A 25,095-nucleotide genomic window follows, 5' to 3' on the forward strand; every position below is an offset into this window, starting at 1 on the left:
ATATGTTTGCTCTAATTAGAAACGGAAATGTGAGAACGCTTTGTTAGCCTCAGCCATTTTATGCGTATCTTCTTTCTTTTTAACTGCTGCACCTTCACCTTTAGCTGCTGAAACGATTTCACCTGCTAATTTTTCTTTCATGGTTTTTTCACCACGTTTACGAGCGTAAGAAATTAACCATTTCATGCCTAAAGCAATTTTACGGTCTGGTCTTACCTCTGTTGGTACTTGAAAGTTTGCACCACCTACACGACGAGATTTAACCTCTACTGCAGGCATAATATTTGACAAAGCACGTTTAAATACTTCTAATCCGTTCTCACCAGCTTTTTTCTCAGCCAATTCAACTGCATCATAAAAAATAGAGTAAGCGATAGATTTTTTACCGTCAAACATCATATTGTTTACAAATCTGGTCACCTGAACATCGTTAAATTTAGGATCAGGAAGGATAATTCTCTTTTTTGGTTTTGATTTTCTCATGTCTGTTTCCTCCTAATTATTTCTTTTTACCTTTTGTTGGTGCTGCAGCAACTTGTCCTGGCTTAGGACGCTTAGTACCATATTTACTACGACGTTGGTTACGACCAGCTACACCTGATGTATCTAATGCACCACGGATGATGTGGTAACGTACACCTGGTAAATCTTTAACACGACCACCACGAATTAACACGATTGAGTGCTCTTGTAAGTTGTGACCTTCTCCAGGAATGTAGGCATTCACCTCTTTTCCATTGGTTAAACGTACACGGGCAACTTTACGCATTGCTGAGTTTGGTTTTTTAGGGGTAGTAGTATATACACGTGTACATACACCTCTTCGCTGTGGACAGCTGTCCAACGCCGGAGACTTACTCTTGAACTCCAGTGCTACTCTACCTTTTCTAACTAATTGTTGAATGGTTGGCATTTCTTGCTTTTTGTTTCTACTATTTTTATTTAAAAAACTTCCTTAACGGCCAGCCTACAATGAGGCCACATTAAGGGACTGCAAAAGTAGGAACTTATTTTGTGATAATCAAGGCTTTGTGCGAGTTTTTTTAATTAAGTAAAATTTCTTAATCCTTTGTTAACATATTGACACATAGTGGATCATTTTAAGAAAACCAGCTTATAAAATGAATGCAGCTTTCTAGCAATTAAAATCTACTTTTCTTAAAATAATTTGAATTCAAAAAAATGTTTATTCGATAATCATCATTATATTTAATTCAACAACGCTTGATCAAATGGCTTCTTCTCCTAAAATTTCTGCCCTGCTTTTGGCTATAATTGCTTGGTTCGGCATTATCTTACAATTGTCTATTACTGCTGAGAACTACCTCAACGTATTCAGTTACTTCACCATTTTAAGCAATGTTTTAGTAGCGGTTAGCCTCACCTGTTACACCTTAATACCCGATACAAAGCTTGGCAGGTATTTTTCCTCAATTAGCGTACAGTCTGCCATTGCACTTTACATATTTATTGTTGGGCTGGTTTATAATTTGGTATTAAGGGGTATTTGGGAGCCTAAAGGCTGGCAATTGGTAGCCGATGATTTATTGCATGTGATCACTCCAGTACTATATATGCTCTATTGGCTTGCTTTTATGCCAAAGGGCCGCTTAATTTGGAAGGATGGAATAGTTTGGGCTTATTTTCCTTTGGCTTACCTGATCTATTCTTTAGTTCGTGGTCATTTAATGGGTTGGTACCCTTACCCCTTTTTAAATGTTACTAAATTGGGTTACCAAAAGGTATTTATTAATTCTGGGCTAATGGTGATCGCTTTTGTGGTAATTGGCCTCTTGTTAATTACTTTCAATAAGTTTCTAGGTAAAAAAGCTTAACGTTTGGTGGTAATTATTCTACCTGTAACCAGATAAAACTCATATACCTTATACAAACCATCGTCTGAAGTTTCAATACTTTCTACCAAGCTCGTTTTGCTAAAACCGTCTGTTACCAGATCACCAACTTTGATATCTTGGAGTATTTCTATTGGGGTTTCTTCGTTTATTCTAATCATAATGGCTGATTTCTCCTCAAAGCTAAAATCTTTATCTTCGTTAACCAAAATTAAAGTTCAATGAAATCTTCATTTGTACAATTATGAGCAATTTCACCGCAGCACAATTTATCGAACGTTTGAAAACCCACCAATCTGAGCTAGAATTGGCAAAAATTAAACGTTACTTTAAAAGTGAAAAGGACGAATATGGTAAAGATGATGAATTTATGGGAGTTAAAATGGGGCAGGTATTTGAACTGGCCAAAGCATTCATCTCCATGCCACCTGCCCAAATAGAGCTACTGATGGAAAGTAGTATTCATGAGGTTAGAGCGGGCGCATTGAGCATTATGGATAAACAAGCCCGAAACAAAAAAACAACCCCCATTAGAAGAAAAGAGTTATTTGAACTTTACCTAAAAAGACACGACCGCATTAACAATTGGGATTTGGTAGATTTAGGTGCAATCCATGTTGTTGGTGGCTACTTGGTTAACCAGCCTCGAGATATCCTCTATCAGCTTGCCCTTTCAGCAAATGTTTGGGAGAGAAGAACCGCCATTGTAAGCACAGCTTATTTTATCAGACAAAAAGACACCACCGATACTTTTAAAATTGCCGAGATATTGGTACATGATCCACATGATTTAATACATAAAGCTGTAGGCGGTTGGATTCGCGAAGCAGGTAAAAGTAAGCGTGAATATTTAATCGGTTTTTTAGACAAGTATGCAGCAACTATGCCCAGAACCATGTTGCGTTATGCCATTGAACATTTTGATCAAGCGGAAAGAACTTATTACCTGGACTTAAAAAAACATAAGCCATAAAAAATGCGCTAGTTTTAAAACTAGCGCATTCAACTAACAAAATCCTTACCTAAAACCTATTTTTTAGCAGCTGGTTTTTTAGCTTCATGTTTTTTATGCGCTTTTTTCTCAGCTTTCGCTGCTTTTTTCTCAGCTTTTTCTTCTTTCTTTTCTTCTTTTTTAGCAGCTGGTTTTTCAGTTTTTGCTGCTGGTTTAGCAGGTGCTGTTTGTGCATTAACAGTATTTACTGCAAAAGCAGCAACTAGAGCGATCATTAAAACTTTAATTGTTTTCATTTTTTTATGATTTAAGTTATTGTTATAATTAATTAACAGTACTAAGTTCCATATCCAAAATGAAGATTTAATGAAGTTCATTCATCAATTAAGAAAATTGTAAATCAGCTGCTTAATGCATGGCCCATTTAAGGCCTGCCCATACATGACTGAGGAATAAAGGGTCTGTATAACATTCTTTAGTATGTCCTAATGCGGTATAAAAAACCCTTCCTCCTTCAAATTCATGATACCAACTAATAGGATGATCATTTTTCATGTTACCCCCCTTGTATGAAGTTTCATCTACTTTGATCAATACTTTAACTGCTGTATTAAAAGATTTAAAATTATACCATTCGTCTTTATGCAACCAGGGTTGTGGTAAACCTTTTACGATCTTATGTTTTGGGTCTATAATATTCAGTTTTGCTTGCTGTACTTCCGGGTGACTTTCGAAATAACCACCTACCATCTTTCCATACCACTCCCATTCATAATTAAAATCGCTTGCGGCATGAATGCCTACATAACCACCACCATTATTGATATATTGTTTTAATGCCTGTTTTTGTTCATCATTAAAAACATTAGAGCCTGTAGGGTTCAAAAAAATTAAAGCTTTATATTTTTTGAGGTTTTCAGTCGTAAACGAATTGATATTTTCGCTAGTATCCACCTCAAAACCATTGGTTAATCCCATTTTCTTTATGGCAGCAATTCCATCTTTAATGGAAGCATGTCGATACCCCTTGGTTAAAGAGAAAACAAGAACGGTTTGTTTTTTGGTGGGTTGGTCGGTTTTAAAACCAAAAAAGATAGCAATAATAAGGACGAGAACTAAATTCGATTGGATTTTCATTGAGTTGAATTAGCGATGGGTAAACAAAGCTAATCTACTCAATATCTTTTGCTTTTAAGGAGGTGATGATCTTCTTTTCTGGTGGCAACAATTTAAACTTATTGTAAGAATCCATTAAATAAAATTTAAATTCGTCGGCACTGGCCTTAGTTACAAACTTTAAGGTTGGTCTGTAAAGAAAAATAAAGGCATCCAGTTCTGGCTGTTTGAGGGGCAAATAGGCCGTAATGGTTTTGACATTGAACCGTTGATCAATTTTCTTTTCCTGTTCGTCTTGTTTCAACAGTCGTTTAAAGTGTCGAGCCTGCCTTCCTTCTCTACTAAACAATGTAGAAGGATAAAGCAACAAACCTCTTCCCTTTTGCAGCAATACCCCATTTGCTTTATTAAAGGTCTGGGCATATTGTTCTCTGATGTTTGTTTTTTCTACAACTGATATCGTATTCAAAGTATTCACCGCTACCTCCAAGTATCTTCTCATGGGTTTTAGGTCAATAAGAAAAACTGTATCTGGCCTATAACCCGGCATACTAAATACCAAAAGATCGTTTACGGCAGCCTTGATATTAAATTCACCCTTGGCATTGCTTATGGTTTGTGTTTGATTATTGAGGTTAAACACATCAACTTTAGCCATTGGTTTTCTAGAAGAACGGTCAAATACAAGCCCGCTCACTTGTGCTTGCACTTTCAGGCCTAGGAAAACAAAAAGAATAACAGTGCTTACAATCTTTAATCTCATTACTCAAAACTAACCAACAACTTTATTGATTTGTTTTTTTTAACGCTTTTTAACAATGATTGTAAAACGATACTTTCTGGCAAACACCATTGGCTATTAATGGAAAGTATTAAGGTATAACTTCTCTACCTTTTTTCTGGCCCAATCTGTTTTACGAAGAAATTTAAGGCTTGATTTTAGAGAGGGATTATTTTTAAAACAGGAAATGTTAACCAAATTGCCCATTTCTTCCCATCCGTAATGAAAAAACAATTGCTTCACAATAAACTCAAGTGTTAATCCGTGTAAAGGATTGTTTTTTTGTTCTTTCACCTCCATTGTACAAAGGTAGAAGGTTTACTTTAAATGACAAAGGCTTTTAAATACAGGTGCAAGGCAAATATAGCTTGCACCTGTATTTTGCTTAGTTTACTGTACTTCTCGGGTTACTTCTGGTATTGGAAGCGCCAACCTTAGCAATTTTATAATTTAAAGAAAGATAAAAATAACGTGTGATGTTGTTATAACGTACATCTTCTATCCTACTGTTATTGACCAATCGATCGATATTGGTATTCTGTTTTAAAATATCAAAGCCTTTTAAACTTAGAGTCAATCTCCTATCCATCATGTATTTTTCTAAACCAGCATTTAACAAAAAGGCATTGTTGTTAAACCCTCCTGTTCTACCAGCTGAACCCGTATGTTCCAGTTGGGCATCAATACGGATATTCTTGAAAATCTCGTAGCTAATGTTAGCTGAATTATTAAAGCCAAAAAATTTATTGTCTAATGCCGTAGGGATAGAATTATTTACCTTGTTGTAACCTACATATAAATAGATACTGGTATTCAATTTATCTTCAATATCGTAACTGAAACTTGCACTAGGCCCCACATTATAGCGATTGGTAATGTTTTTTTCTGTGTTGATAAAACCTGTTAAATGCGACATAGAAAAATTAATACCATAGCCCATTCTGAGACCTTTTAATTTAGCTGGCCTACCAAAATAACTCCCCGCATTGATGTAATAATTACCATCAACATTTACTGGTTTTACAATTTGAACCCCATTTACATATTTTACTTCATTGCCAATATCATCAAATGAGATGTTGTAAAGAAAGTAGCCATTCCAGTATTTATTGTTGTCTGGGCTAAAAGTGTTAACGTTAATCGAGATCCTATGGTTTTTCCTTGCCTCTAAATTTGGATTTCCAATACGTTGATAGAGTGGATTGCTATTGTTTTGCACAGGTTGCAGGTCATTTACCGACGGCAGGTTTACACTCGAATTGTAATTTAACTGAAGCGTTTGGTTGGCCTTATTTTTATAATTGATACTTAAACGAGGAAGCACATTGTAGTATTTTTTATCAATAGTTCCAGTATTTACACCACTATTATTAAAAATTGCTGCATCCAAACCTGTTTCCTGTAAGCCAACACCAAAATTATAACTCCAATCGGTAAGGGTATAGAGTAGGCCCACTCTGGCTGCCTGTAACCAGTTATGGTTGGTTAAAGTATTGCTAAATGCAGGCACTATGGTTTCGTATTTTCCGGTGATGGTATTGTAATCGTAAGTTGCTTGTGTAGCATCTATAATCCCCCTGTTGTAAACATAACTAATGTTGCCATTCCATTTACTATTGAAGATAGGTCTGATATAGTTTGCGTTTAAGGTATAGGTTTTAGATACATTTTCTTGTGCGGTCTGTTGATTTAAATCAGCAGGTACAGGCACGCCATTGTTGTAATTGTTAATTAACGAACGATTTACCCAATCTGAGTTAAAAGTGTTCTGTGTGCCATTTAACCTTAAAGAAACCGAACCTTTTTTATTGGCCATACGGCGAAGGATGGAAAACTCGCCAAAAAATGAAGGTGTAACATTTTTTTGGTTCAAATATTGGGTACCATCATTGCTTTTTCCATTGGCATCAAACGTTGAATTGAAATTTCTGTGATTTGTATTGGTGGTATAATTTAAAATCACATTCGGTCTCAACACCACATCAGTTAACGAGTCTGGATGGTATTCTGCTTTTAAGTTAAGTCGGTGTGCTTGGTTATTGCTAATTCTATTAGAAAACTCTGCCGTTCTTAAAATATCCGATTGACTGATGTCTTGCACATTAGAAAACCTATTGCCATCACCTGTAGAAAAATAGGTAAAGTAACTTGTGCTTAATGCTAATGTACTTTTCTTGCCCCAAGTATTGCTATAGTTTAGCCCCCCGCTATGTGTTTTCACCTCGCCAATGGCACTGTTATCAAAAACGCCAGAACCGCCAATTGTTGTTCTGCCATTGTTTACATTGATCGAAAAATTTCCACCTGCCGGCGGAGCAAAAATATTACCTATGTTTCCGCCAGAGAAATTGTTCAGGTCTGTGTAGGCAAAACTGGCATTATTGATATTATTACTCATGCCCAATACGGCAAATTGTAGGTTTTTATTAAAATGATTGGCGCTTAAATAACCATTATATCGATCTGTAGTACCGCTGGCCGCACTTGCATTGCCAAACCAGCCATTCTTTTTATCTTCCTTAATGGTAAGGTTCAACACCTTTTCTCTTTGGCCATCATCAATACCCGTAGCCTTTGCTTCTTGTGTTTTGCTGTCTACAATCTGTACTTTGGCAATGGCATCAGCAGGAAGGTTCTTTGTAGCCGTTTTGGGATCTGTACCAAAGAAATCTTTTCCATCAACAGTTAAACGAGAAACTTTTTGTCCCTGTACCATAATATTGCCATCTCGATCAATTTCAACACCTGGAAGTTTTTTCAACAAATCTTCAACCGCAGCATTTGGTTTGGTTTTAAATGAACCTGCATTAAATTCTATGGTATCTTTTTTAACTTTTACGCTGGCTTGTTGACCAACAACATTGAGCTCATTTAAGGTAATGGCTTCTTCTTCTAGTTTAATGGTGCCTACATTAAGCACATTGGTATTTGCATCCACTTTCATAGTGATCGCTTTATAGCCCAATGAAGAGAGCTTTAAAATGTACTCGCCTTTTACAACGTCCTTAAAGCTAAATTCGCCCGATACATTAGTAAATACAGCTGTTCTTTTTGTAGAATCATTCGGATTTACCAAAACTGCTGCCGTATAACCAATAGGCTCATTGCTTTTGATACTAATCAATTTACCATTGATAGAAGCCACATCTTGTGCGAAGACTTTCGTACATAGAATGCACCAAAAAGCCATAAAAATAATTTTAAATTTTAGTTTCATTTTGTGTTTGTTTGGAAATAGGGTAAGGCTCTTCTTTTGATCTTATCACCTACAAGACAACACAAAAATTAAAATGTGACACTTTTTCTCTAATTTTTGCTTTATAGTTAAATAACACACTGGAACAAAGACATATAAAATGAAGAACACTAAGGAACTATTATAAACCTTTTGTGTTTTGAATCGAATCCTTTTTTCGGATACTATCCAGCTCTTTCTTCTGATAAGTGGTGTCTATTTCTGCACCATTAGGTTCAAAAGATGATTTATTTTCAGCCTTATTAAATAGCATTGAAGCAATCCAAACTAAAAGCAGCAATGCAATCACCAACATCAAGTAGCTTAAAACGGGTTTGCCAGATTTACCTCCTTCACTTACCTCAGCATTTAACCTATATCCTTTTTTCGGTACTGTTTCAATTAGCTTTTTATCGATGTCTCCTAACAGTTTTCGTAAGGAAGATATGGCCTGATTTAAACCTTCTTCTGCCCCACCATAGTTATTCCAGATATCATTGATCAACTGTTCTCTGGAAACTACTTCTCCTTTTCGCTTTGCCAACAGACTCATCAATAACAAAAGCCTTAATTCCAAGCGAGTAGTTGTACCTGTTTTGGTATCTTTTAAGGTATGAAGGTCTTCATCTAGGATAAACCTCTCATTGATGAACAGTTGATGTTTTTGCATAGTCTAAATATAAAGAAATGTCAAAACAATAATTACGATTATAAAATCTAAAGCTTTTCTTCACTTATTCTAAACATTGATTATCAATAACTTTTGACTTTACAACATAGTTTTGTGTAGGCCAATTACTGAGGTTTTCAAATTAAACAATATGAAAAAACATTATTCTATACTACTCATTACCCTAGTTACCCTTTCTGTTTCTGCCCAAAACCCTGCTGCTTATTTTCGGTTAGATGTAAAGTATTATACAGAAGAAAATGAAAAATATTTAGGCGTATCGCCCGACATCAGAAGCGATGCTCCAGGACTCTTAGGCCAAGGGATGCGCAAATACCCAAGGCGTTTCAGGTTTATCTTAACCAATAAGAGCAAGTTTCTAGATCAATACGAAAAATTATATCCAGACACCGTTAAAATCAATAATTTGTATACACAAAGTTTGGCTGCAGATCCCCTATTCATGTCGTATTTTTCGAAATTGTCTCTTCCATTTCAAAATTCTAACCAAAAAAAGATGCACATCGGGCTTAAAGAATTAATGTTGGTGGCCTCTAGGTTCTTTTACTGTGAAAGTGTGAAGAAGGATTCTACCATCAACGCTTATGTATGTGTTCATCTCAATGGCTTAAAAAATGCATTTGATAAAGATTATACCTTGATTGAGGCATTTTGCTTTGAAGCCATTTTTGAAAGTTACAAACCTCAGCCTCAACCTACTCCATTTGTAGTCAACTTTAAATCATACATCAAAGAGGCAGAGCGAAAAGAAAAACATTTATTTAAAGACAAGGCCGTTTATTTAGAGAAAATTAGACACTATTGTTTTAATAAGATGGCTAAGGATAAGGAATTACAAAAAGCATTGCTTGCCTATTATCAGCTCAATAAAAACAATCTGCCATTCGAACTTCAGTTAGATTAAGGAATTACAGATATCATTGTTTAAATCGGCAACAACTCCCTAAACAAAAAATCCCCCTGGTTATTGGCCAGAGGGATTGATATCATTTAAAATGTGATCTTTTAGTTTGATGCCGGCGCTACAACAGGCCATTTGTTATTGTCAGGGTTGCTGTCTGGCAATACTTTATCAGGATCTAAAATAATCTCGCTAATTTCTTCTGTGGTAGGGAAACGTACTGTCCATACATTGTTTCTCATCCAAACATCTACCGGAACCTTAACACTTTGTATTTTTCCACTTTTGCTGGTAATTTTCAAAAGAATTGGCATTGGCATTTTTTCTAAGTTTCTTACCTGAATGGTATAACCTGTTAAATTACCATCGGTTCTAACTTCTTTAACTTCGCCAATACCTTGGTCCATTTTCCAGTTGTTTAAGAACCAACTTCTCCAGAACCAGCTTAGATCTTCTCCAGCTCCATTTTCCATCGAGCGGAAGAAATCAAAAGGAGTTGGGTGTTTGTACGCCCAGTTTTTAATGTACTGCTTAAAAGCATAATCAAAACGATCAGGCCCTAAAATTTGGTCTCTTAAAATATTCAAAGCCCAACCTGGTTTGCTATATAAATTTGTACCGATATTCCCCTCATTCATTCCATCAGGCATTAACATCATATTCTCTGTACGTGGGTTACCAACTGCATTTCTGCCATTTCGGTTCATATCTGTTGGATTTTTAGGCGCATATTCTCCATTGTTGAAGTTTTTTGTTGAGCCCCCATTGATAAAAGTATTGAAACCTTCATCCATCCAGCCATATTTACGTTCGTTAGAACCTACAATCATTGGGAACCAAGTATGGCCAAACTCATGGTCAATTACACCCCATGCCGAACTTTTTTTCGCAGTCCAACCACAAAACACAATACCTGGATATTCCATACCACCAATATTGGTAGCTACGTTAACCGCCATTGGATAAGGGTATTCAAACCATGTTTTTGAGTAGTACTCTATACTTGCTTTTACATATTCTACACCACGGCCGTAAGAATCCATTCCATTGCTTTCTACTGGTTGTGCAGAAACGGCTAAAGATTTTTTACCACTTGGCAAATTGATACGAGCAGCATCTAACACAAAAGATTTCGAAGAAGCCCATGCCGCATCTCTGGCGTTGGTAATTTTATATTTCCAAGTTAATTTATCTTTTGCAGGACGTGATTTAGGGTCTGTAACCTCTTCTTCTGAACGGATATGAACTGTTGCATCACTTAATTTTGCGGCATTCCATCTTTTCAATTGCTCTGCGGTAAATACTTCTTGTGGGTTTAATAACTCGCCAGAACCTACTACAATATGACTTGCAGGGGCAGTAATTGCAAAATTAATATCTCCAAATTCGCAATAGAACTCACCACCACCCCAATAAGGTAAAGTGTTCCATCCAATTACATCATCATATACACACATGCGTGGGAACCATTGCGCAATGGCGAAAATCTCTCCATTTTTAGTAGTCAAGTGTCCTGTTCTATCAGACCCCTCTTTTGGCAAAATGTAAGAGTAATCCATCTTAATGGTAATCACATCGCCATTGGCAGCCATTGGCTGATCCAAGCGGATCTGCATACGTGTATCTTCTACTATTGAAGTAAACTTTACTGCAGCAGCTTTTTGCGACACCGTGATGCCTTTAATTTTATAACCTCCATTAAATTTCTCACCCTGTGCACCATAACGGCTACGTGCAGGTGTAATTGCATAACCACGAGAGGTTTCTTTAAATGTATTCTGATCTAACTGCAACCATAGGTAAGGCAATTTATCTGGACTATTGTTTTTATAGGTAATCGTTACACTACCGCTTACCATATTCTTGGTTTCGTCTAACTCTGCGGTAATGTTATAATCAACTCTATTTTGCCAGTATTTAACGCCAGGCGCGCCATTTGCAGAACGATATTCGTTTCCATTCTGTGTGTAAAACAAAGGCCCAAAAGCCTCTGCCTGGTTGTAGTTGGTAGTTGGTGGCGTTGTTGTTGTAGGCTGTTGTGCGAAGCTGGTTAAGCTACATACACCCAATACCAATGCCCCCATAATAGGTTTAGTGATAAATTTAAGCATGTTCTTGTTTTTTTGCTAAAGGTAAATTGTAATTGATTACTTTCAAATAAATATGCAATAATGTTACTGCATTTTACGACCAATTACCTTATAAAAGCCTCTTTAGTTTGTTTTTTTAACCAATGGAGGCAGCTTTCTTTGAGAAGGTGGCAGTTTTAACCAGGCGTGGTAAGCCTTTACCGTATAAAATGAATAATTAAAAGGTCTGTCTGCTTTAACCTGTTCTACTGTAGGCCTAAACATTGCGATGAAGTTTTTCAGATCTTCTCCTTCAAACTTGATTAGATTTTTAACATATTCAGCATTAAAGTTCTTGTTAATTTCTTCTTGATACTTTTCATCTTCTATTAAGGCCTGCAACTTAGCTTGCTCTCTTCGGTATTTACCATAGCCCAAATTTAACCTTAACCCACCCCTATCTTTACTGTAATCTACTCCACGTGCAGCTACAGCATTTGGATCTTTAAAATTTAAGTATGGAGATATTTTTGCAGCGGTAACATTTACGGCATTTAAACTAGTTACCTGCACTCTTAAATAAACATTGCGGGGAAATAAATTGATGAGATATACAGTATCTGTCTCAAAACCTGCCATGCCAAAAGAGATCAGATCACCCACTTTAGCAGCAATGGCAAAATGGCCATCTTTATCTGTCAATACAAAAGACTTGTTGCTTAGGTTTTTTACAGCTACTCCCTGTAATAGGTTAGTCCTATTTTCATTATCGAATATATTACCTGTTAGGGCAGTTTGTGCAAATACGATGGTTGGTAGTACCAACAGAAATAACAAGAGTAACTTTTTTAGCATCATCAAATTTAACACTCCTTTTAGCTTAATGTTTGCAATTAACAAAATTTAACAGAAATAAGACGCTTCCAAATCAACACCTGATTAACTATTCGGAATAATGAAGGTAAACACTGTTTTTTCATCAGTAGAATGGACAGTTAAAGTACCTTGATGGGCTTTTGCAATTTCTGAAGCAATGTAGAGCCCTAGTCCTAAGCCTTGTTGGCCTGCCTTCACCTCGCCTCTAGAGAAAGGATGGAATAATTTTTCCATGGCTTGTTCAGGTATTTTTTCGCCAAGATTAGTTACTGTTAGCATAAATTGGCTATTGTTGCTTGATGCCAACACTGCTACTGGCGAGTTTTTTAGACCATGCGATAATGCATTTCCTAAGATATTCGAAAATAGCTGGGCAACTCTAGTACCATCGCAATTTACTGGGCGAATAAAATCAAATTCGACCTTAATTTCACGTTCTGGCCAAACCATTTTCAACTCATCTACCACTTGACTTAAAATTGGCGCTAAAGGTTCATTAGAGTTATAGTCTAAGATAATGCCTTCGCCTAAACGCCCTCTGGCAAAATCTAAAATATTTTCAATCAAACTTTTCATCCGATAAGATGATTCTTGAACAAGATGTGCCAAACGTTTGGCTCTTTCGTCTAAAGGCATTCTTAATAATACCTGTGCGGCATTAAGGGCCGCTGCTACCGGATTACGTAAATCATGCCCAAGAATGGCAATAAATTGTTCTCTTAATTCTGCAGTTTTGCGTTCTTCTTTGAGGTTGATTTCTGAGATTTCAATCTGCTTTAACGCATCTAAATGAAAGGCAATCAATTCTGCAAACAGATTGAACATGCCCACTATTTCGATGGTATTTAATTTTGCAGGATTTGGATCTATTGCGCATAAAGTTCCAAAAAACTCACCATTCTTAAGTATAATGGGCATGGAAATATAACTCTGAAAGCCATACATTAAAGGCGTATGGTGATCTGCATAGGCTTCATCTTTGGCCACATGATCAATCACTACGGCTTTATGGTGCTGATGTATTTCGTGGCAGATGGTAGTCTCCAATTTGAGTTCACCACCAGGTTTTAAGCCAAATTCAATCAAGTCATTTACCGCACAAGCCATCCATTTCTCTTCAGTAACTCGTGCTACCGCAGCAAAACCCATTTTGGTTGTACGACATACCACTTCTAGAATATTTGCAATTGCAGGAATACTGTTAATGGCTTTAACATCCTGAAGAAGATTTGCTTGATTTATACTCACCTTTGAATTAATTATTGCTGCAATCTACAAAAAAAGCCCTACTTAAACCTTTTTGACAGCAACTAGCTTATTCTCAAAAAGAGTATCCTCTTTATTTGAGTTGTGCCTCATAAGCTTCTTCATTAAAGCCTAGTAGGATTGCTTTTCCATTTTGTTCTACAATTGGACGTTTGATGGCACTTGTGTTTTGCATTAAGTACGCAATAGCTGCATCAGGTGTATTGATAACTGCTTGTTCTTCTTTGCTTAGTTTTTTAAAAGTAAGCCCATTTTTATTGATCACTTTTTCCCAGCCAAAAGTATTAAACCAGTCTGTTAGCTGTGCAGCTGTTACGCCTTTCTTTTTAAAATCATGAAATTCATAACTCATCTGATTTGCTTTTAACCAATCTAAACCTTTTTTTACCGTGTTGCAATTTGGAATACCGTATACTGTCATTTTTGAATTGTAAATTATGGGTTCTAAGTTAGAAGTCTAGCGGCTAAAAAGCTAATGTGCGGATATTTTCTTACTCAAAACTTACAACATAAGGTAAAGCGCTTTAAAATCTTCTTATTCATCACATTTTTTCTATAATTGATCACATTTTTAAAATAGGTAGATTTATGCTGCTTAAAATTGCATGATCAAATTCACATTATGAAAATAAAAGATATACAAAAAGCAGAGTTCTGGACTGCAACCATTATCTACATATTTGCCATTATCAATTTAATCTCGAATGCAAATAATAGACACCATGGTTATGGTTATGAGTATTACCATTTTAAGGAAATTGGGCTTACCTATTCTTACCTTTCTAATTATTTTATTCCAGAATTATTTAGGTTTTCTCTTTTGTATATCAGCTTCTTGTTGATTAATTTTTGTGTCATTCCATCTTTAATCAAAAAGAAAGACGAGCTCCTCAATTATTTTCTTGTCTTTATTTTATTCATTAGTTCGGGGATCATTACCGGTATCTGTAAAACGTATAGCCATGCTTATTTACTCCTAGAATACGACACACTTCAACAAGCTTACAATCGTATTTTCTTTAGTGCTTTTACTTATACCATTTGGTTAATCATTGTAATTGCTGCTTATGGTTTAATTAGAGAGCTGACCATATACTTAATGGCAAATAAGCACAAAAACATGGAAACCCAAAACCAAATGAAGGTAGACATTGCCGTAGGGCTTGCTTTTTGGTTGGTAGGTTTGTTACTTTGGGTAACCTCAAATTCTGCCTTCGAGATTTGTATCATCTGGACATTGGTGATCTTTGCAGCAGTTGGCATTGTGGTTTATGCAATTTATTACTTACTGCCGCATATGCCCTCTGAAAACAGAAAGTTCAGACCCTATTTTTGGCAAGTATTTTTCATCTCTGCACTTTTAGTTATTCCCATCAGTTTAATTTCTCTGTTCTTTTTTTACCCTCGTGGAGAAGGTGTGCTCATTACTCTTTTGTTCCACTTGCCAACGCAATTATTGGTGAGCGCTCCATTAGCCTGGTACATTTACAAAAGAAGATTGGCCAATACCAATGAGTTAACTAGTTTAAGAACAGAACTTGGTAAATCTGACGCTAGTTTAAGTTTTTTACAATCGCAGATTAACCCACACTTTTTATTCAATGCGCTAAATACACTATACGGTACAGCTTTACAAGAGAATGCCGAAAGAACTGGCGAAGGCATTCAAAAATTAGGTGATATGATGCGTTTTATGTTACATGAAAATGTACAAGACAAAATTTCATTAACACGTGATGTAGATTATTTAGAGAATTATATTGCGCTACAAAAGCTAAGGACATCGAGGTCATCGAGTATTGTGATAGAAACACAAATTGACGAACAACTCAATAATCTGCAAATTACACCCATGTTATTGATCCCATTTGTAGAAAATGCTTTTAAACACGGGATTAGTTTACAGCAACCATCACACATTAGAGTAACCTTACAAACTAAAGAAAGTACGTTATATTTTGATGTGCACAATAGCATCCACATTAAACCAGATAACGACCCTGAAAAGTTAAAGAGTGGTATTGGCTTGGCCAATGTTAAGCAAAGACTGGCCTTACTTTATCCAGGTAAACATGAATTGATTATCCGCGAAAGTGCCAAAGAATTCTTTATCCATTTAACCATCCAATTGCAGTAAATACTTTTTTCAAGTAGTCCATTTTTTTATTCACCATTAATGAATATGGAATAGTTATGCTTAAATTTTTAAAACTAATTGCACTGCTGTTGATCAGTAAGGCAGTAATTGCACAACCTAAAATTGCTACAGACAGCTTGGTTTTCACTGAGTTTCAATCGAACATCTTAGCCGAAAAGAGAAGGGTTATTGTCCATCTGCCTTTAAACTATTTTAAGGAAACCGATAAAAAATACCCTGTAATGTATGTTTTAGATGGCACCAGTCAAGATCAACACACCTCGGATAAGATTGCTGTTTTAGCTGCAGCCAATTTAATACCCGAATGTATTGTGGTGGGTATCCTTAACTCTAAAGGCAACAGAAACAGAGATCAAACCCCTCCTTTTATGCAAACAGAAACAGACGACAATCAAAGTCCTCTGGGACAAGCCGATAACTTTCTATCATTTATTGAAAAGGAATTGATCCCAAAAATAGAAAACACCTACCGTTTCAATGGTTACAGAACATTAAGCGGACACTCTAGAGGAGGGCTATTTGTACTGTATTCGTTATTAGAAAAACCCGATCTATTCCATGCTCGCTTTTGTTACAGCACCCCAGTATGGCGATTCAATGACCTAATGATTAACAAAATAGCTGATTTTGCAAAAACCCAAAAACCGATCAAAGATTCTTTCCTCTTCTTAAGTGCGGGAGCTAATGAAACCGACAATATTGTGGGTGGTTTTAATAGGCTTAACTTATTATTGAATACCCATAAAATTAAAAATTTAAAATTATCTATTTTCCTCACTCCCCTTGCAGACCATCAACAAAACCCATTTTTTGCTACTTCAAGGGCATTGACCGAATGGGGAACATATTATGCATTACAATTAACTAAATAGCAACCAATTTTATTGACCGTACCATGAACTTCATTTTAAAAAGAACATTTGTTTTGTTAATTGTACTTAGTTTTGCTGTGAGTAGTTTCGCCCAGTTCAGGCTTAGCGGAAAAATTATCAACTACACTGGCAAGGAAGAATTAAACATCAATATCCCTGTAATCTCTGGTTTTTATAAAGAAAATTCTATCCACATCCCAATTACAAAAAAAGGTGCATTTTCCATTGATATCCCCATTAAGGGGCAAAAATTTGCGAACCTAATCTTTCAAAAAAAGTTCTATACTTTATTGTTAAATCCTAACAAAAATCTAGTGCTTAGCCTCAACGAAAGTGATCAAACCTTAAAAATTTTATACGGAACAGCTTTAGCAGAAAACACAGTAATGCAGACTGTAGACTTAGAACAATATCCATTTTTTATGGACAGCGATGGGAGTAACAAATTAGCCAAATTACCCTTAAAAGAACTGCAAAAACAAGTAGTATTGCCTTATTTTACCCAGCGAGATGAGAAAATAAAAAAAGTACAATCTGCTACCCTTGCTGTAAAAGACAAACAAGCTATTATTGCCGAACTTAAATACATCAGTTATAATTACCTCAACGATTTTATCAGAACACAAGCATTAGATAGAACTATAATGGATAGCTTGATCTTTGAGATTTTTGACAACGTTGACCCTAAACCAGAAACATTTCCGGCAGGCCCACAATACTATGGCTTTGTGCGTAATTACCTAAGTTACCTAGAAACTAAGGCATTTAAACAAATCAAAAAGGAGAACATTAAACCAAATGAGCCCATTCCTTATTTTGGCATCAGCTTAGACAGTGCAAATCACATTGTTAAAAATTACGGCAAACCTTATTGGCGTTGGATCGGGAGCAACAAAAACTTCCCAACAAATGTGGTAGAACAGTACAACTATCATCAGCTTATAGGTTTATTCATTGACAAAGACCTCCGTCAATTTGAAGGCTTAGCAAATGCTTACAAAGCCAAATTTCCAAATGGTATCTACATTAATGATATCAATACCAAACTAAGTTCACTTCAAAAAATGCTGTTACAGAATGAGACCAATACCCAAATTAAAATTGTAGATGGTTATGAAAAGATGAACTCGATCTATGAATTGATCAAAACGCTTAAAGGCAAAGTAGTTTATCTTGATGTTTGGGGAACCTGGTGTGGGCCATGCAAGGAAGAATTGACCTACCTACCATCGCTAAAAGCAAAATTTAAGGATAAAGAAGTGGTTTTTGTATATCTGGATATGGATGAGAACGATATGGATTCTTCATGGCGACAATTTATTAAAGTAAATAACCTGACCGGGATACATTTGCGCAAGAACAGACAAGCCATTGCTCCTTTTTGGGCAGAACTACTGGCCAATACAGCCGATAAAGCAGAATATTACCCTCAATATTTCATCTTTGATAAAGAAGGAAAATTGGTGGTTGCCAAAGCCAAACGCCCAAGCCAAAAAGAAGAATTGTACACGCAATTGAACAATGTGCTGAACAAAAATCAATGATTATTTTGCACCTTTATCCAAAAATAAAGCCAACCCCAAATTATAAATGATCGCAATAGCAATAGATGATGAACCAATAGCACTAGATATAGTTGCTGCCCATGCAGCTAAAGTGCCATTTATTGAACTAAAAGCTAGCTTTACCAATGCTTTTGAAGCCATCACCTATTTGCAACAAAACAAAGTTGATCTGCTCTTTTTAGATATTAAAATGCCTGATATTAGTGGGATAGAGTTTTTAAAGGCTTTAAGCAAACCACCAATGGTTATTTTTACCACCGCTTATAGTGAACATGCTGTTCAGAGTTTTGAGCTCGATGCGGTGGATTACCTACTGAAACCCTTTTCACTTTCGAGATTTTTAAAAGCCTGTAATAAAGCAAAAGAACTGTTCGATCTTAGAAATCAATCGCCAGAGCAGAAGGCAGATTTTATCTTTATCAAAGATGGTTATGAGCAAATCAAAGTCAGCTTAACCGATATCTTATACATTGAAGCATCGGGCAATTACACCCAAATTCATTTAACCCAAGATCGTTTATTAAGCTCTAGAATAACCATTAATGAATTGGCCGACATTTTACCTAACCAACAGTTTTTACGTACCCATAGGGCCTTTATCATTTCTAAAGATAAAATAAGCCGATATGATCGGTCGCAGGTATTCATCGGAGACAAATCCATTCCCATTGGCATTACCTACTTGCCCAGCTTAAAATTACCTTAGCTATTCGGAATATAAGTTTAAACTTATATTTTATTTTGCCAATTAATTATCTTAACCATCAATTCTATAAAACACTATCTTAGTGCTTTGAAATAAGATAATCAGTCATTCTATAAAAGATGTTTAAACTCACATTCAAGCAGCAGGTACTCACAGGTTTTGCCGTTTCTTTGGCATTTGTATTTATCTCTGCACTAGCTTCTTATTTGAGCGTGCAATCGTTAACAGATAGTTCCAATTGGATTACGCATACTTATAAGGTTATTAATGTAGCTGAAAAAGCGGAAATAGAGCTGATCAATGCCGAAACAGGGTTAAGAGGGTTTGTAATTACCCAAAGCCAAAGTTACAAGGCACCGTATAATAAAAGCATCAATCAAATTCTTGCACGCATAGCCGATCTAAAGGTACTTGTTAGCGATAATCCTAGTCAAAGGAAAAAAGTTGATAGTCTAGAAATCTATGCCAGTCAGAAAGTAGAAGACATGAAGAATATCATGGCACTTGCCAATACTTCAGGTTTTGAGGCTGCACGTCAAGATATTTTAACCAATAAAGGCCAAACTTATAAAGTTAACTTTCTTCGTGTAAGTGAAAATATCATTACTAGAGAGTTAGAATTATTAAAAGAACGACAAGCAACTAACACAAAAAGAAGCGACCAGACCGTAATTGTAGTGCTGTTAAGTGCACTCATTATCTTCGCTTTAATTTTATTCTTACTGCGTTATATCCGCAGAACATTTGACCAACAAAAGGAAACTGAACGCGAAATTCTATTAACCAATACAGAATTGGCACAAGTATCTGCCTTAAACGAGCACAATAACTGGTTATTAACTGGGGCAGCCGAAATAAATGAGGCCATGCAGGGCGAACAAGAAATAGAAGCGCTTTCTGCAAACATCATTACCAAAATTGGAAATTATATTGATGCTGCAATTGGTGCCTTATTTTTGGTAGACAATAAAAAGAATATCTTATACCTTACTGGTGCTTACGCCTACCAAAGCAAGGCCAAACATCAGATTAAATTTGGAGAAGGTCTTGTTGGACAAACGGCTTTAGAAAAAAAATCTAAACTGATTAGCAATGTTCCAAATGACTACATTAAGGTAAACTCTGCCCTAGGCGAAACTACTCCAAACCATTTGTTTTTAGTGCCTATTATTTTTGAGAACAAAACCATAGCTGTGGCCGAACTTGGTTTTTTAAGGGTACCACAAGAAAAAAAGCTCCAACTAATTAGCAATATTGCCGAAAATATAGGAATTGCACTGAATAGCGCCTTGGCACATTTACAACTTAAAGAGTTATTTGAGGAAACCCAACAACAGGCCGAAGAATTGGCAAGTCAGCAAGAAGAATTGCGTACCACCAATGAAGAACTGATCTATAAAACGGAGGCACTACAAGCCTCTGAAGAAGAGTTAAGGGTACAACAAGAAGAGTTGCAACAGACCAATACCGAATTGGAAGAAAAAGCGCAACAATTAGAAGAGCGAAATTTATCTATCAATGAGGCCAAAGAGGCCATTAGCATTAAGGCTGCAGAATTAGAACTGAGCAGCAAGTACAAATCGGAATTTTTGGCTAACATGAGCCATGAGTTGAGAACACCTTTAAATAGCATTCTCATTTTAGCAAGAATACTTAAAGAAAATAGACCCAATAATCTTTCTGATGAGCAAATTAAATATGCAGGTGTTATCCACAATGCAGGTAATGATTTGTTAACCCTCATTAACGATATCCTTGATCTTTCTAAAATCGAATCGGGCAGTGTAGACCTACACTTAGAAAATATACGCCCAAGCGAAATAAGAAACAATATCGAATCGCTGTTTATTGAACTTGCCAACCACAAGAAAATAGAATTTAAGATTAATCTGGCACATGATCTTCCAACTGATTTTGTATCCGATCAAGGCAGGCTCGAACAAATCATCAAAAATCTACTTTCCAATGCCTTCAAATTTACCCCAGAGAAAGGTAAAATTGGTGTAGAAATAGGTTTGGCAAAGTCTAGTGTCATCAAGAATAATGCTTCTTTAAAAACCAGTGGCGATACCGTATTGTCTTTTGCCATTAGCGATACCGGAATAGGAATCTCGGCAGACAAACAACAAGTTATTTTCGAGGCCTTTCAACAAGAAGATGGTTCTACCAGCAGAAAATATGGTGGCACAGGACTTGGCTTATCCATTAGTAAAGAATTGGCAAATATTTTGGGTGGCGAAATTCAGATTAAAAGTGAGCAAGGTGTGGGAAGTACTTTTACACTTTTCGTTCCGCTAAATCTCACCGTTGCAACTGCTGAAGATAAGGACATCGAATTACCAGAGGTTCCGAATGACATTACTCCAGAAATTAAGTCTAGTGCCAACAGTATTGAATTGCTACCTGTAAGCTCAGAAGGCAATACCCTACTGATTATTGAAGATGATGTAGACTTTGCTGAAATATTAAAAATTTATGCTACCGATAAAGGCTTCAATCCTATACTAGCCCACAGTGGCGATGTGGGTTTGCAAATGGCAACTGAACTATTGCCAGATGCTATTGTACTAGATGTAATGCTGCCGATTATGGATGGTTGGACCATCTTGAAAAAGTTAAAAGCAGATCCTACTACACAACACATTCCAGTGCACATGATGTCGGCTGGAAACGAGAAAGAAACCAAGGCTGTACAAGAGGGCGCCATTGGCTTCTTAAAAAAACCGATCGAAAAAGACAAATTAGATCATGCTTTTGAATTATTGATCAACCAGCATCAGTATACTTTTAAAAATGTTTTAATTGTAGAAGATCAAATTCTGCAGAGTAATGCTTTAACCGAACAGTTAATTGAAAGAGGTGCTAAAGTATCACAGGCGTATACAGGTAAAGAAGCGCTAGAGATTTTGAAAGAACAGCACTTTGATTGCATTATCTTAGACCTTAAACTTCCAGACATTTCTGGCTTCGACCTCTTAGACCAAATCAAGGCAAAAGAAGAGCTCAAACACATTCCAGTAATTATCAATACTGCGATGGAACTGGACAGGGATAAAATGGCTCACATTATGCAATACACTGAAGCCATGGTTTTAAAAACCAATAAATCTAACGATAGGTTGTTAGATGAGGTTAGTCTATTCATCAATAAATTACAAAAACAACCTTCAACACCTACCATTGCAGCAGCAAGACAGACACCTACGAAAAAGAAACATGCCAATACATTAGAAAAGGCATTAAAAGATAAAACCATCTTAATTACAGATGATGACATGAGAAATATCTTTGCACTTTCTAGTGCGCTTCAAGCATATGATATTAAGATCATCATCGCGAACAATGGCATTGAAGCGCTGGCCAAAATTGAGGAGAACCCTCAAATCGATTTGGTGTTAATGGATATTATGATGCCTGAGATGGATGGTTATGAGGCAATGCGTAGAATAAGGAACCAAAAACAACTGGTTAACCTTCCTATTATTGCGCTTACCGCTAAAGCAATGAAAAACGATAGAGAGAAATGTATAGAGGCAGGAGCCAACGATTATATCTCTAAACCTGTTGATGTAGACCAACTATTATCAATGCTACGTGTTTGGTTAAGTTAAGTGTGACCATGAAGAATAAAATACCGGCAGAAAGCATCTCAGATGAAGAATTAAAATCACTGATCCACTTGGTTAAAAAGGTGCATGGTTTTGATTTTGGTGATTATACCATGGCTTCTCTTAAACGGAGAATCACTAGAATTATTGAACTACAAAAGCTGAGTTATTTCGACCTTACCGATCACTTGATTAACAATGCCGAATATTTCGATCATTTTTTGGCCGAGGTTACGGTGAACATTACAGAAATGTTCCGTGATCCATTGTTCTTCAAATCTTTAAAAGAAAATGTAATTCCTTACTTAAAATCTTACCAGCATATTAAAGTATGGAGTGCTGGTTGTTCTACTGGCGAGGAGCTTTACTCTCTTGCTATTTTATTTACAGAAGAAGAATTATATAATCGAAGCTTCTTTTATGGCACAGATGTAAACCATGAAGTGTTGATACAAGCCAAAGAAGGTATCTACGACCTTCAAAAAATGAAACAATATTCTGAGAACTATATTGGGTTTGGCAGCACCAATTCTCTTTCTAATTATTATACCGCAAAATACGATGCCGTATCTCTAAACCGGAAACTTAAAAAGAATGTGCTCTTTTCTATGCATAATTTAGTTTCTGATGGTCCCTTTAATGAGTTCCAGCTTATTTCTTGCAGAAATGTGCTGATCTATTTTAACACAGAGCTACAAGCAAAAGTAATTAACCTCTTTTACAATAGTTTAGCTAACTTCGGATTTTTATGTCTTGGCACCAAAGAAAGCATTAGGGATGCCGAATTGGCCAAAAAATTTAAAGTAATCGATAAAAAGAATAACATCTATCAAAAAATAACCTAAATGTTACCTACCCATGAATAAAATTAATCTTTTAATCGTAGATGATAAACCTGAGAACATTGTTGCGCTAGAGGCACTCCTAGATCAACATGACATCAATATTATCACTACTACATCACCAAACGAGGCATTGCGTATCTGTTGGGAAAAAGATATTGCCATAGCCTTGGTTGATGTACAAATGCCAGGTATGAATGGCTTTGAACTGGTAGAGATTTTGAAAAACAATTCGCGCACCCAAGAGATCATGGTTATTTTTGTAACCGCCATTTCACTTGAGGCCAAATATGCCATTAAAGGTTTAAATGTTGGGGCTATAGATTACCTCTATAAGCCTCTAGATCCATATATTACTTCGGCAAAGGTAGATTCGTTTATACAGCTGGTTCGTAGCCAGCGAGAAATCAAACAAAAAAATCTACAACTAGAAAGTTTTAAGGCCGAGTTGATCAAAGCTAAAAACGAAGCCGAGCAAAGTAAAAAAGCAAAAGAGAATTTTATGGCCAATATGAGTCATGAAATCCGTACCCCTATTAATGGAATTATTGGACTTGTACATTTGCTCAATAAAAGTACGTTAGATGATGACCAGAAAGAAATGCTGGGTCTTTTACAAGTGTCATCAGAATCATTATTAGGTGTAATTAATGACATACTAGACATCTCCAAAATAGAAGCGGGCAAGTTTAGGATCAATTACGCTGAAACAGACATTCGTCTTTTGATTAAACAAGCTACTAACCTGTTAAATATCAGAGCCAGAGAGAAAGGTTTGGATCTGGTTTTAGACATTGACGAAACCTTACCTAATATTATCATTGCCGATTCGTTACGCCTCAACCAGATTTTCATGAACCTGTTGAGCAATGCCATTAAATTTACCAACGAGGGGATGATTACATTTAAGGTGGAGGTTCTTGATAGGAAAAGCAATACCAGTCAAATTAAATTCTCTATCATTGATACAGGAATTGGGATTTCTACAGTTAATCAAGATAAGATTTTTGATAAGTTTGAACAGGTAGAAGACCATAGCATTTCGCAACATGGTGGTACAGGATTGGGGCTATCAATTGTTAAAAAACTGGTCGAGTTAAAAGGTGGTACACTAGAACTAGAAAGTAAAGAAGGTAAAGGCAGTACCTTCAGCTTTACAAAATGGTATGAGTTTGCCAAAAGCAAAAAGATAGAAAAGGAAGAAGACGATCCAGAAAACCTCCCTGCATTAAAAGGTTTAAAGATTTTAGTAGCCGAAGACAATCTCATCAACAAATTCTTGATTCTTAAAATTTTAGAGAACTGGGAAGTTGATGTGAAAGCTGTTACCAATGGTCTTGATGTTTTTGAAATGCTCAAAGACAACGATTTCCATGTTATTTTAATGGATACCTATATGCCTGGCATGAATGGTTTAGAGGTAACCAAAAAGATCAGGTCAGGATTTATTGCAGGTAAAGAGAACATCCCCATCATTACTTTTACCGCTGGTGTGCTCGATACAGATAAGGAGATTTCTGTAAAAGCTGGTGCTAATGATATTTTAAGCAAACCATTTAACATTAACGTTTTACACCAAAAAATTAAGACCTATTTTAAATAGC

At 36.1% G+C, this 25,095-nt stretch carries 23 protein-coding genes; 10 read left to right on the plus strand and 13 right to left on the minus strand.

Going from position 1 to position 25,095, the window contains the following annotated elements; all coding sequences use genetic code 11:
- Positions 1–15: 15 nt before the first annotated feature.
- Both rpsG and rpsL read right to left on the minus strand, forming a co-directional pair.
- The gene (gene rpsG / locus AQF98_RS03360) at positions 16–483 is read right to left on the minus strand and encodes a 30S ribosomal protein S7 (protein ID WP_055130492.1); all 468 of its coding nucleotides are present in this window, start codon (positions 481–483) and stop codon (positions 16–18) included.
- A gap of 16 nt (positions 484–499) precedes the next feature.
- A complete protein-coding gene (gene rpsL, locus AQF98_RS03365) occupies positions 500–913 on the minus strand; it encodes a 30S ribosomal protein S12 (RefSeq protein WP_008244597.1) in 414 nt (137 codons plus the stop codon).
- Between the two features lie 319 nt (positions 914–1,232).
- On the opposite strand from rpsL, the gene AQF98_RS03370 reads away from it, so the two are divergent.
- Positions 1,233–1,835, plus strand: coding sequence for a Pr6Pr family membrane protein (locus AQF98_RS03370; protein ID WP_055130493.1), 603 nt, complete (start codon positions 1,233–1,235; stop codon positions 1,833–1,835).
- Here the strand turns inward: AQF98_RS03370 and AQF98_RS03375 are convergent.
- Entirely contained in the window at positions 1,832–2,062 is a 231-nt protein-coding gene (locus tag AQF98_RS03375; RefSeq protein ID WP_235524162.1) for a hypothetical protein, read from the minus strand. The two genes, AQF98_RS03370 and AQF98_RS03375, sit on opposite strands and share 4 nt — an antisense overlap.
- 35 nt (positions 2,063–2,097) lie before the next feature.
- On the opposite strand from AQF98_RS03375, the gene AQF98_RS03380 reads away from it, so the two are divergent.
- Complete coding sequence (locus AQF98_RS03380) at positions 2,098–2,826, plus strand: DNA alkylation repair protein (protein ID WP_055130494.1); 729 nt, start codon at positions 2,098–2,100, stop codon at positions 2,824–2,826.
- 56 nt (positions 2,827–2,882) lie between these two features.
- Here the strand turns inward: AQF98_RS03380 and AQF98_RS21985 are convergent, their stop codons facing one another.
- From AQF98_RS21985 to AQF98_RS03410, 6 genes are all read right to left on the minus strand, one after another.
- A complete protein-coding gene (locus AQF98_RS21985; RefSeq protein WP_152969621.1) occupies positions 2,883–3,101 on the minus strand; it encodes a hypothetical protein in 219 nt (72 codons plus the stop codon).
- A 112-nt stretch (positions 3,102–3,213) separates the two neighbouring features.
- Entirely contained in the window at positions 3,214–3,942 is a 729-nt protein-coding gene (locus tag AQF98_RS03390; RefSeq protein ID WP_055130496.1) for a ThuA domain-containing protein, read from the minus strand.
- 34 nt (positions 3,943–3,976) lie between these two features.
- Positions 3,977–4,684, minus strand: coding sequence for a carboxypeptidase-like regulatory domain-containing protein (locus tag AQF98_RS03395; protein ID WP_055130497.1), 708 nt, complete (start codon positions 4,682–4,684; stop codon positions 3,977–3,979).
- 96 nt (positions 4,685–4,780) lie between these two features.
- Positions 4,781–5,002, minus strand: coding sequence for a VF530 family DNA-binding protein (locus AQF98_RS03400; protein WP_055130498.1), 222 nt, complete (start codon positions 5,000–5,002; stop codon positions 4,781–4,783).
- A gap of 85 nt (positions 5,003–5,087) precedes the next feature.
- Positions 5,088–7,919 carry an outer membrane beta-barrel protein gene (locus AQF98_RS03405; RefSeq protein WP_055130499.1) on the minus strand — a complete coding sequence of 944 codons (2,832 nt, stop codon included), beginning with the start codon at positions 7,917–7,919 and terminating at the stop codon, positions 5,088–5,090.
- A gap of 160 nt (positions 7,920–8,079) precedes the next feature.
- Positions 8,080–8,607 carry a winged helix-turn-helix domain-containing protein gene (locus AQF98_RS03410; protein ID WP_055130500.1) on the minus strand — a complete coding sequence of 176 codons (528 nt, stop codon included), beginning with the start codon at positions 8,605–8,607 and terminating at the stop codon, positions 8,080–8,082.
- 151 nt (positions 8,608–8,758) lie between these two features.
- On the opposite strand from AQF98_RS03410, the gene AQF98_RS03415 reads away from it, so the two are divergent.
- Positions 8,759–9,532, plus strand: a complete 774-nt coding sequence (locus tag AQF98_RS03415; protein ID WP_055130501.1) for a hypothetical protein — start codon at positions 8,759–8,761, stop codon at positions 9,530–9,532.
- Between the two features lie 101 nt (positions 9,533–9,633).
- On the opposite strand, the gene AQF98_RS03420 is transcribed toward AQF98_RS03415, so the two are convergent.
- The 4 genes from AQF98_RS03420 to AQF98_RS03435 form a co-directional block, all read right to left on the minus strand.
- A complete protein-coding gene (locus tag AQF98_RS03420) occupies positions 9,634–11,640 on the minus strand; it encodes a M1 family metallopeptidase (protein WP_055130502.1) in 2,007 nt (668 codons plus the stop codon).
- Positions 11,641–11,742: 102 nt separating this feature from the next.
- Positions 11,743–12,456 carry a hypothetical protein gene (locus AQF98_RS03425; RefSeq protein WP_152969622.1) on the minus strand — a complete coding sequence of 238 codons (714 nt, stop codon included), beginning with the start codon at positions 12,454–12,456 and terminating at the stop codon, positions 11,743–11,745.
- Positions 12,457–12,537: 81 nt separating this feature from the next.
- Positions 12,538–13,722 (minus strand): GAF domain-containing sensor histidine kinase, encoded by a 1,185-nt coding sequence (locus AQF98_RS03430; RefSeq protein ID WP_235524163.1) that lies wholly within the window; start codon positions 13,720–13,722, stop codon positions 12,538–12,540.
- 91 nt (positions 13,723–13,813) lie between these two features.
- Positions 13,814–14,161: a Spx/MgsR family RNA polymerase-binding regulatory protein gene (locus AQF98_RS03435; RefSeq protein WP_055130504.1), complete on the minus strand. Its 348-nt coding sequence runs from the start codon at positions 14,159–14,161 to the stop codon at positions 13,814–13,816.
- Positions 14,162–14,362: 201 nt separating this feature from the next.
- Here AQF98_RS03435 and AQF98_RS03440 point away from each other — a divergent pair, with 201 nt between their 5' ends.
- From AQF98_RS03440 to AQF98_RS03470, 7 genes are all read left to right on the plus strand, one after another.
- The gene (locus tag AQF98_RS03440) at positions 14,363–15,877 is read left to right on the plus strand and encodes a sensor histidine kinase (protein ID WP_055130505.1); all 1,515 of its coding nucleotides are present in this window, start codon (positions 14,363–14,365) and stop codon (positions 15,875–15,877) included.
- Positions 15,878–15,933: 56 nt separating this feature from the next.
- Positions 15,934–16,770, plus strand: coding sequence for an alpha/beta hydrolase (locus AQF98_RS03445; RefSeq protein ID WP_055130506.1), 837 nt, complete (start codon positions 15,934–15,936; stop codon positions 16,768–16,770).
- Between the two features lie 23 nt (positions 16,771–16,793).
- Entirely contained in the window at positions 16,794–18,314 is a 1,521-nt protein-coding gene (locus tag AQF98_RS03450) for a TlpA disulfide reductase family protein (protein WP_055130507.1), read from the plus strand.
- Positions 18,315–18,360: 46 nt separating this feature from the next.
- A complete protein-coding gene (locus AQF98_RS03455) occupies positions 18,361–19,041 on the plus strand; it encodes a LytTR family DNA-binding domain-containing protein (protein WP_055130508.1) in 681 nt (226 codons plus the stop codon).
- 119 nt (positions 19,042–19,160) lie between these two features.
- On the plus strand, positions 19,161–22,652 hold the full coding sequence (locus AQF98_RS03460) for a response regulator (protein WP_055130509.1): 3,492 nt from the start codon (positions 19,161–19,163) through the stop codon (positions 22,650–22,652).
- 8 nt (positions 22,653–22,660) lie between these two features.
- Positions 22,661–23,494, plus strand: a complete 834-nt coding sequence (locus AQF98_RS03465; RefSeq protein WP_055130510.1) for a protein-glutamate O-methyltransferase CheR — start codon at positions 22,661–22,663, stop codon at positions 23,492–23,494.
- 13 nt (positions 23,495–23,507) lie between these two features.
- Positions 23,508–25,094, plus strand: coding sequence for a response regulator (locus AQF98_RS03470; RefSeq protein WP_055130511.1), 1,587 nt, complete (start codon positions 23,508–23,510; stop codon positions 25,092–25,094).
- Position 25,095 lies beyond the last annotated feature (1 nt).

This window comes from Pedobacter sp. Hv1 (genome assembly GCF_001412215.1).
GTDB lineage: Bacteria > Bacteroidota > Bacteroidia > Sphingobacteriales > Sphingobacteriaceae > Pedobacter.

Coding starts and splice junctions, on each gene's coding strand:
- AQF98_RS03440 (WP_055130505.1), top strand. CDS start 14,363: ATGAAAATAAAAGATATACAAAAAGCAGAGTTCTGGACTGCAACCATT.
- AQF98_RS03400 (WP_055130498.1), bottom strand. CDS start 5,002: ATGGAGGTGAAAGAACAAAAAAACAATCCTTTACACGGATTAACACTT.
- AQF98_RS03370 (WP_055130493.1), top strand. CDS start 1,233: ATGGCTTCTTCTCCTAAAATTTCTGCCCTGCTTTTGGCTATAATTGCT.
- AQF98_RS03450 (WP_055130507.1), top strand. CDS start 16,794: ATGAACTTCATTTTAAAAAGAACATTTGTTTTGTTAATTGTACTTAGT.
- AQF98_RS03390 (WP_055130496.1), bottom strand. CDS start 3,942: ATGAAAATCCAATCGAATTTAGTTCTCGTCCTTATTATTGCTATCTTT.
- AQF98_RS03395 (WP_055130497.1), bottom strand. CDS start 4,684: ATGAGATTAAAGATTGTAAGCACTGTTATTCTTTTTGTTTTCCTAGGC.
- AQF98_RS03415 (WP_055130501.1), top strand. CDS start 8,759: ATGAAAAAACATTATTCTATACTACTCATTACCCTAGTTACCCTTTCT.
- AQF98_RS21985 (WP_152969621.1), bottom strand. CDS start 3,101: ATGAAAACAATTAAAGTTTTAATGATCGCTCTAGTTGCTGCTTTTGCA.
- AQF98_RS03445 (WP_055130506.1), top strand. CDS start 15,934: ATGCTTAAATTTTTAAAACTAATTGCACTGCTGTTGATCAGTAAGGCA.
- AQF98_RS03420 (WP_055130502.1), bottom strand. CDS start 11,640: ATGCTTAAATTTATCACTAAACCTATTATGGGGGCATTGGTATTGGGT.
- AQF98_RS03435 (WP_055130504.1), bottom strand. CDS start 14,161: ATGACAGTATACGGTATTCCAAATTGCAACACGGTAAAAAAAGGTTTA.
- rpsL (WP_008244597.1), bottom strand. CDS start 913: ATGCCAACCATTCAACAATTAGTTAGAAAAGGTAGAGTAGCACTGGAG.
- AQF98_RS03425 (WP_152969622.1), bottom strand. CDS start 12,456: ATGATGCTAAAAAAGTTACTCTTGTTATTTCTGTTGGTACTACCAACC.
- rpsG (WP_055130492.1), bottom strand. CDS start 483: ATGAGAAAATCAAAACCAAAAAAGAGAATTATCCTTCCTGATCCTAAA.
- AQF98_RS03465 (WP_055130510.1), top strand. CDS start 22,661: ATGAAGAATAAAATACCGGCAGAAAGCATCTCAGATGAAGAATTAAAA.
- AQF98_RS03405 (WP_055130499.1), bottom strand. CDS start 7,919: ATGAAACTAAAATTTAAAATTATTTTTATGGCTTTTTGGTGCATTCTA.
- AQF98_RS03380 (WP_055130494.1), top strand. CDS start 2,098: ATGAGCAATTTCACCGCAGCACAATTTATCGAACGTTTGAAAACCCAC.
- AQF98_RS03455 (WP_055130508.1), top strand. CDS start 18,361: ATGATCGCAATAGCAATAGATGATGAACCAATAGCACTAGATATAGTT.
- AQF98_RS03410 (WP_055130500.1), bottom strand. CDS start 8,607: ATGCAAAAACATCAACTGTTCATCAATGAGAGGTTTATCCTAGATGAA.
- AQF98_RS03460 (WP_055130509.1), top strand. CDS start 19,161: ATGTTTAAACTCACATTCAAGCAGCAGGTACTCACAGGTTTTGCCGTT.
- AQF98_RS03470 (WP_055130511.1), top strand. CDS start 23,508: ATGAATAAAATTAATCTTTTAATCGTAGATGATAAACCTGAGAACATT.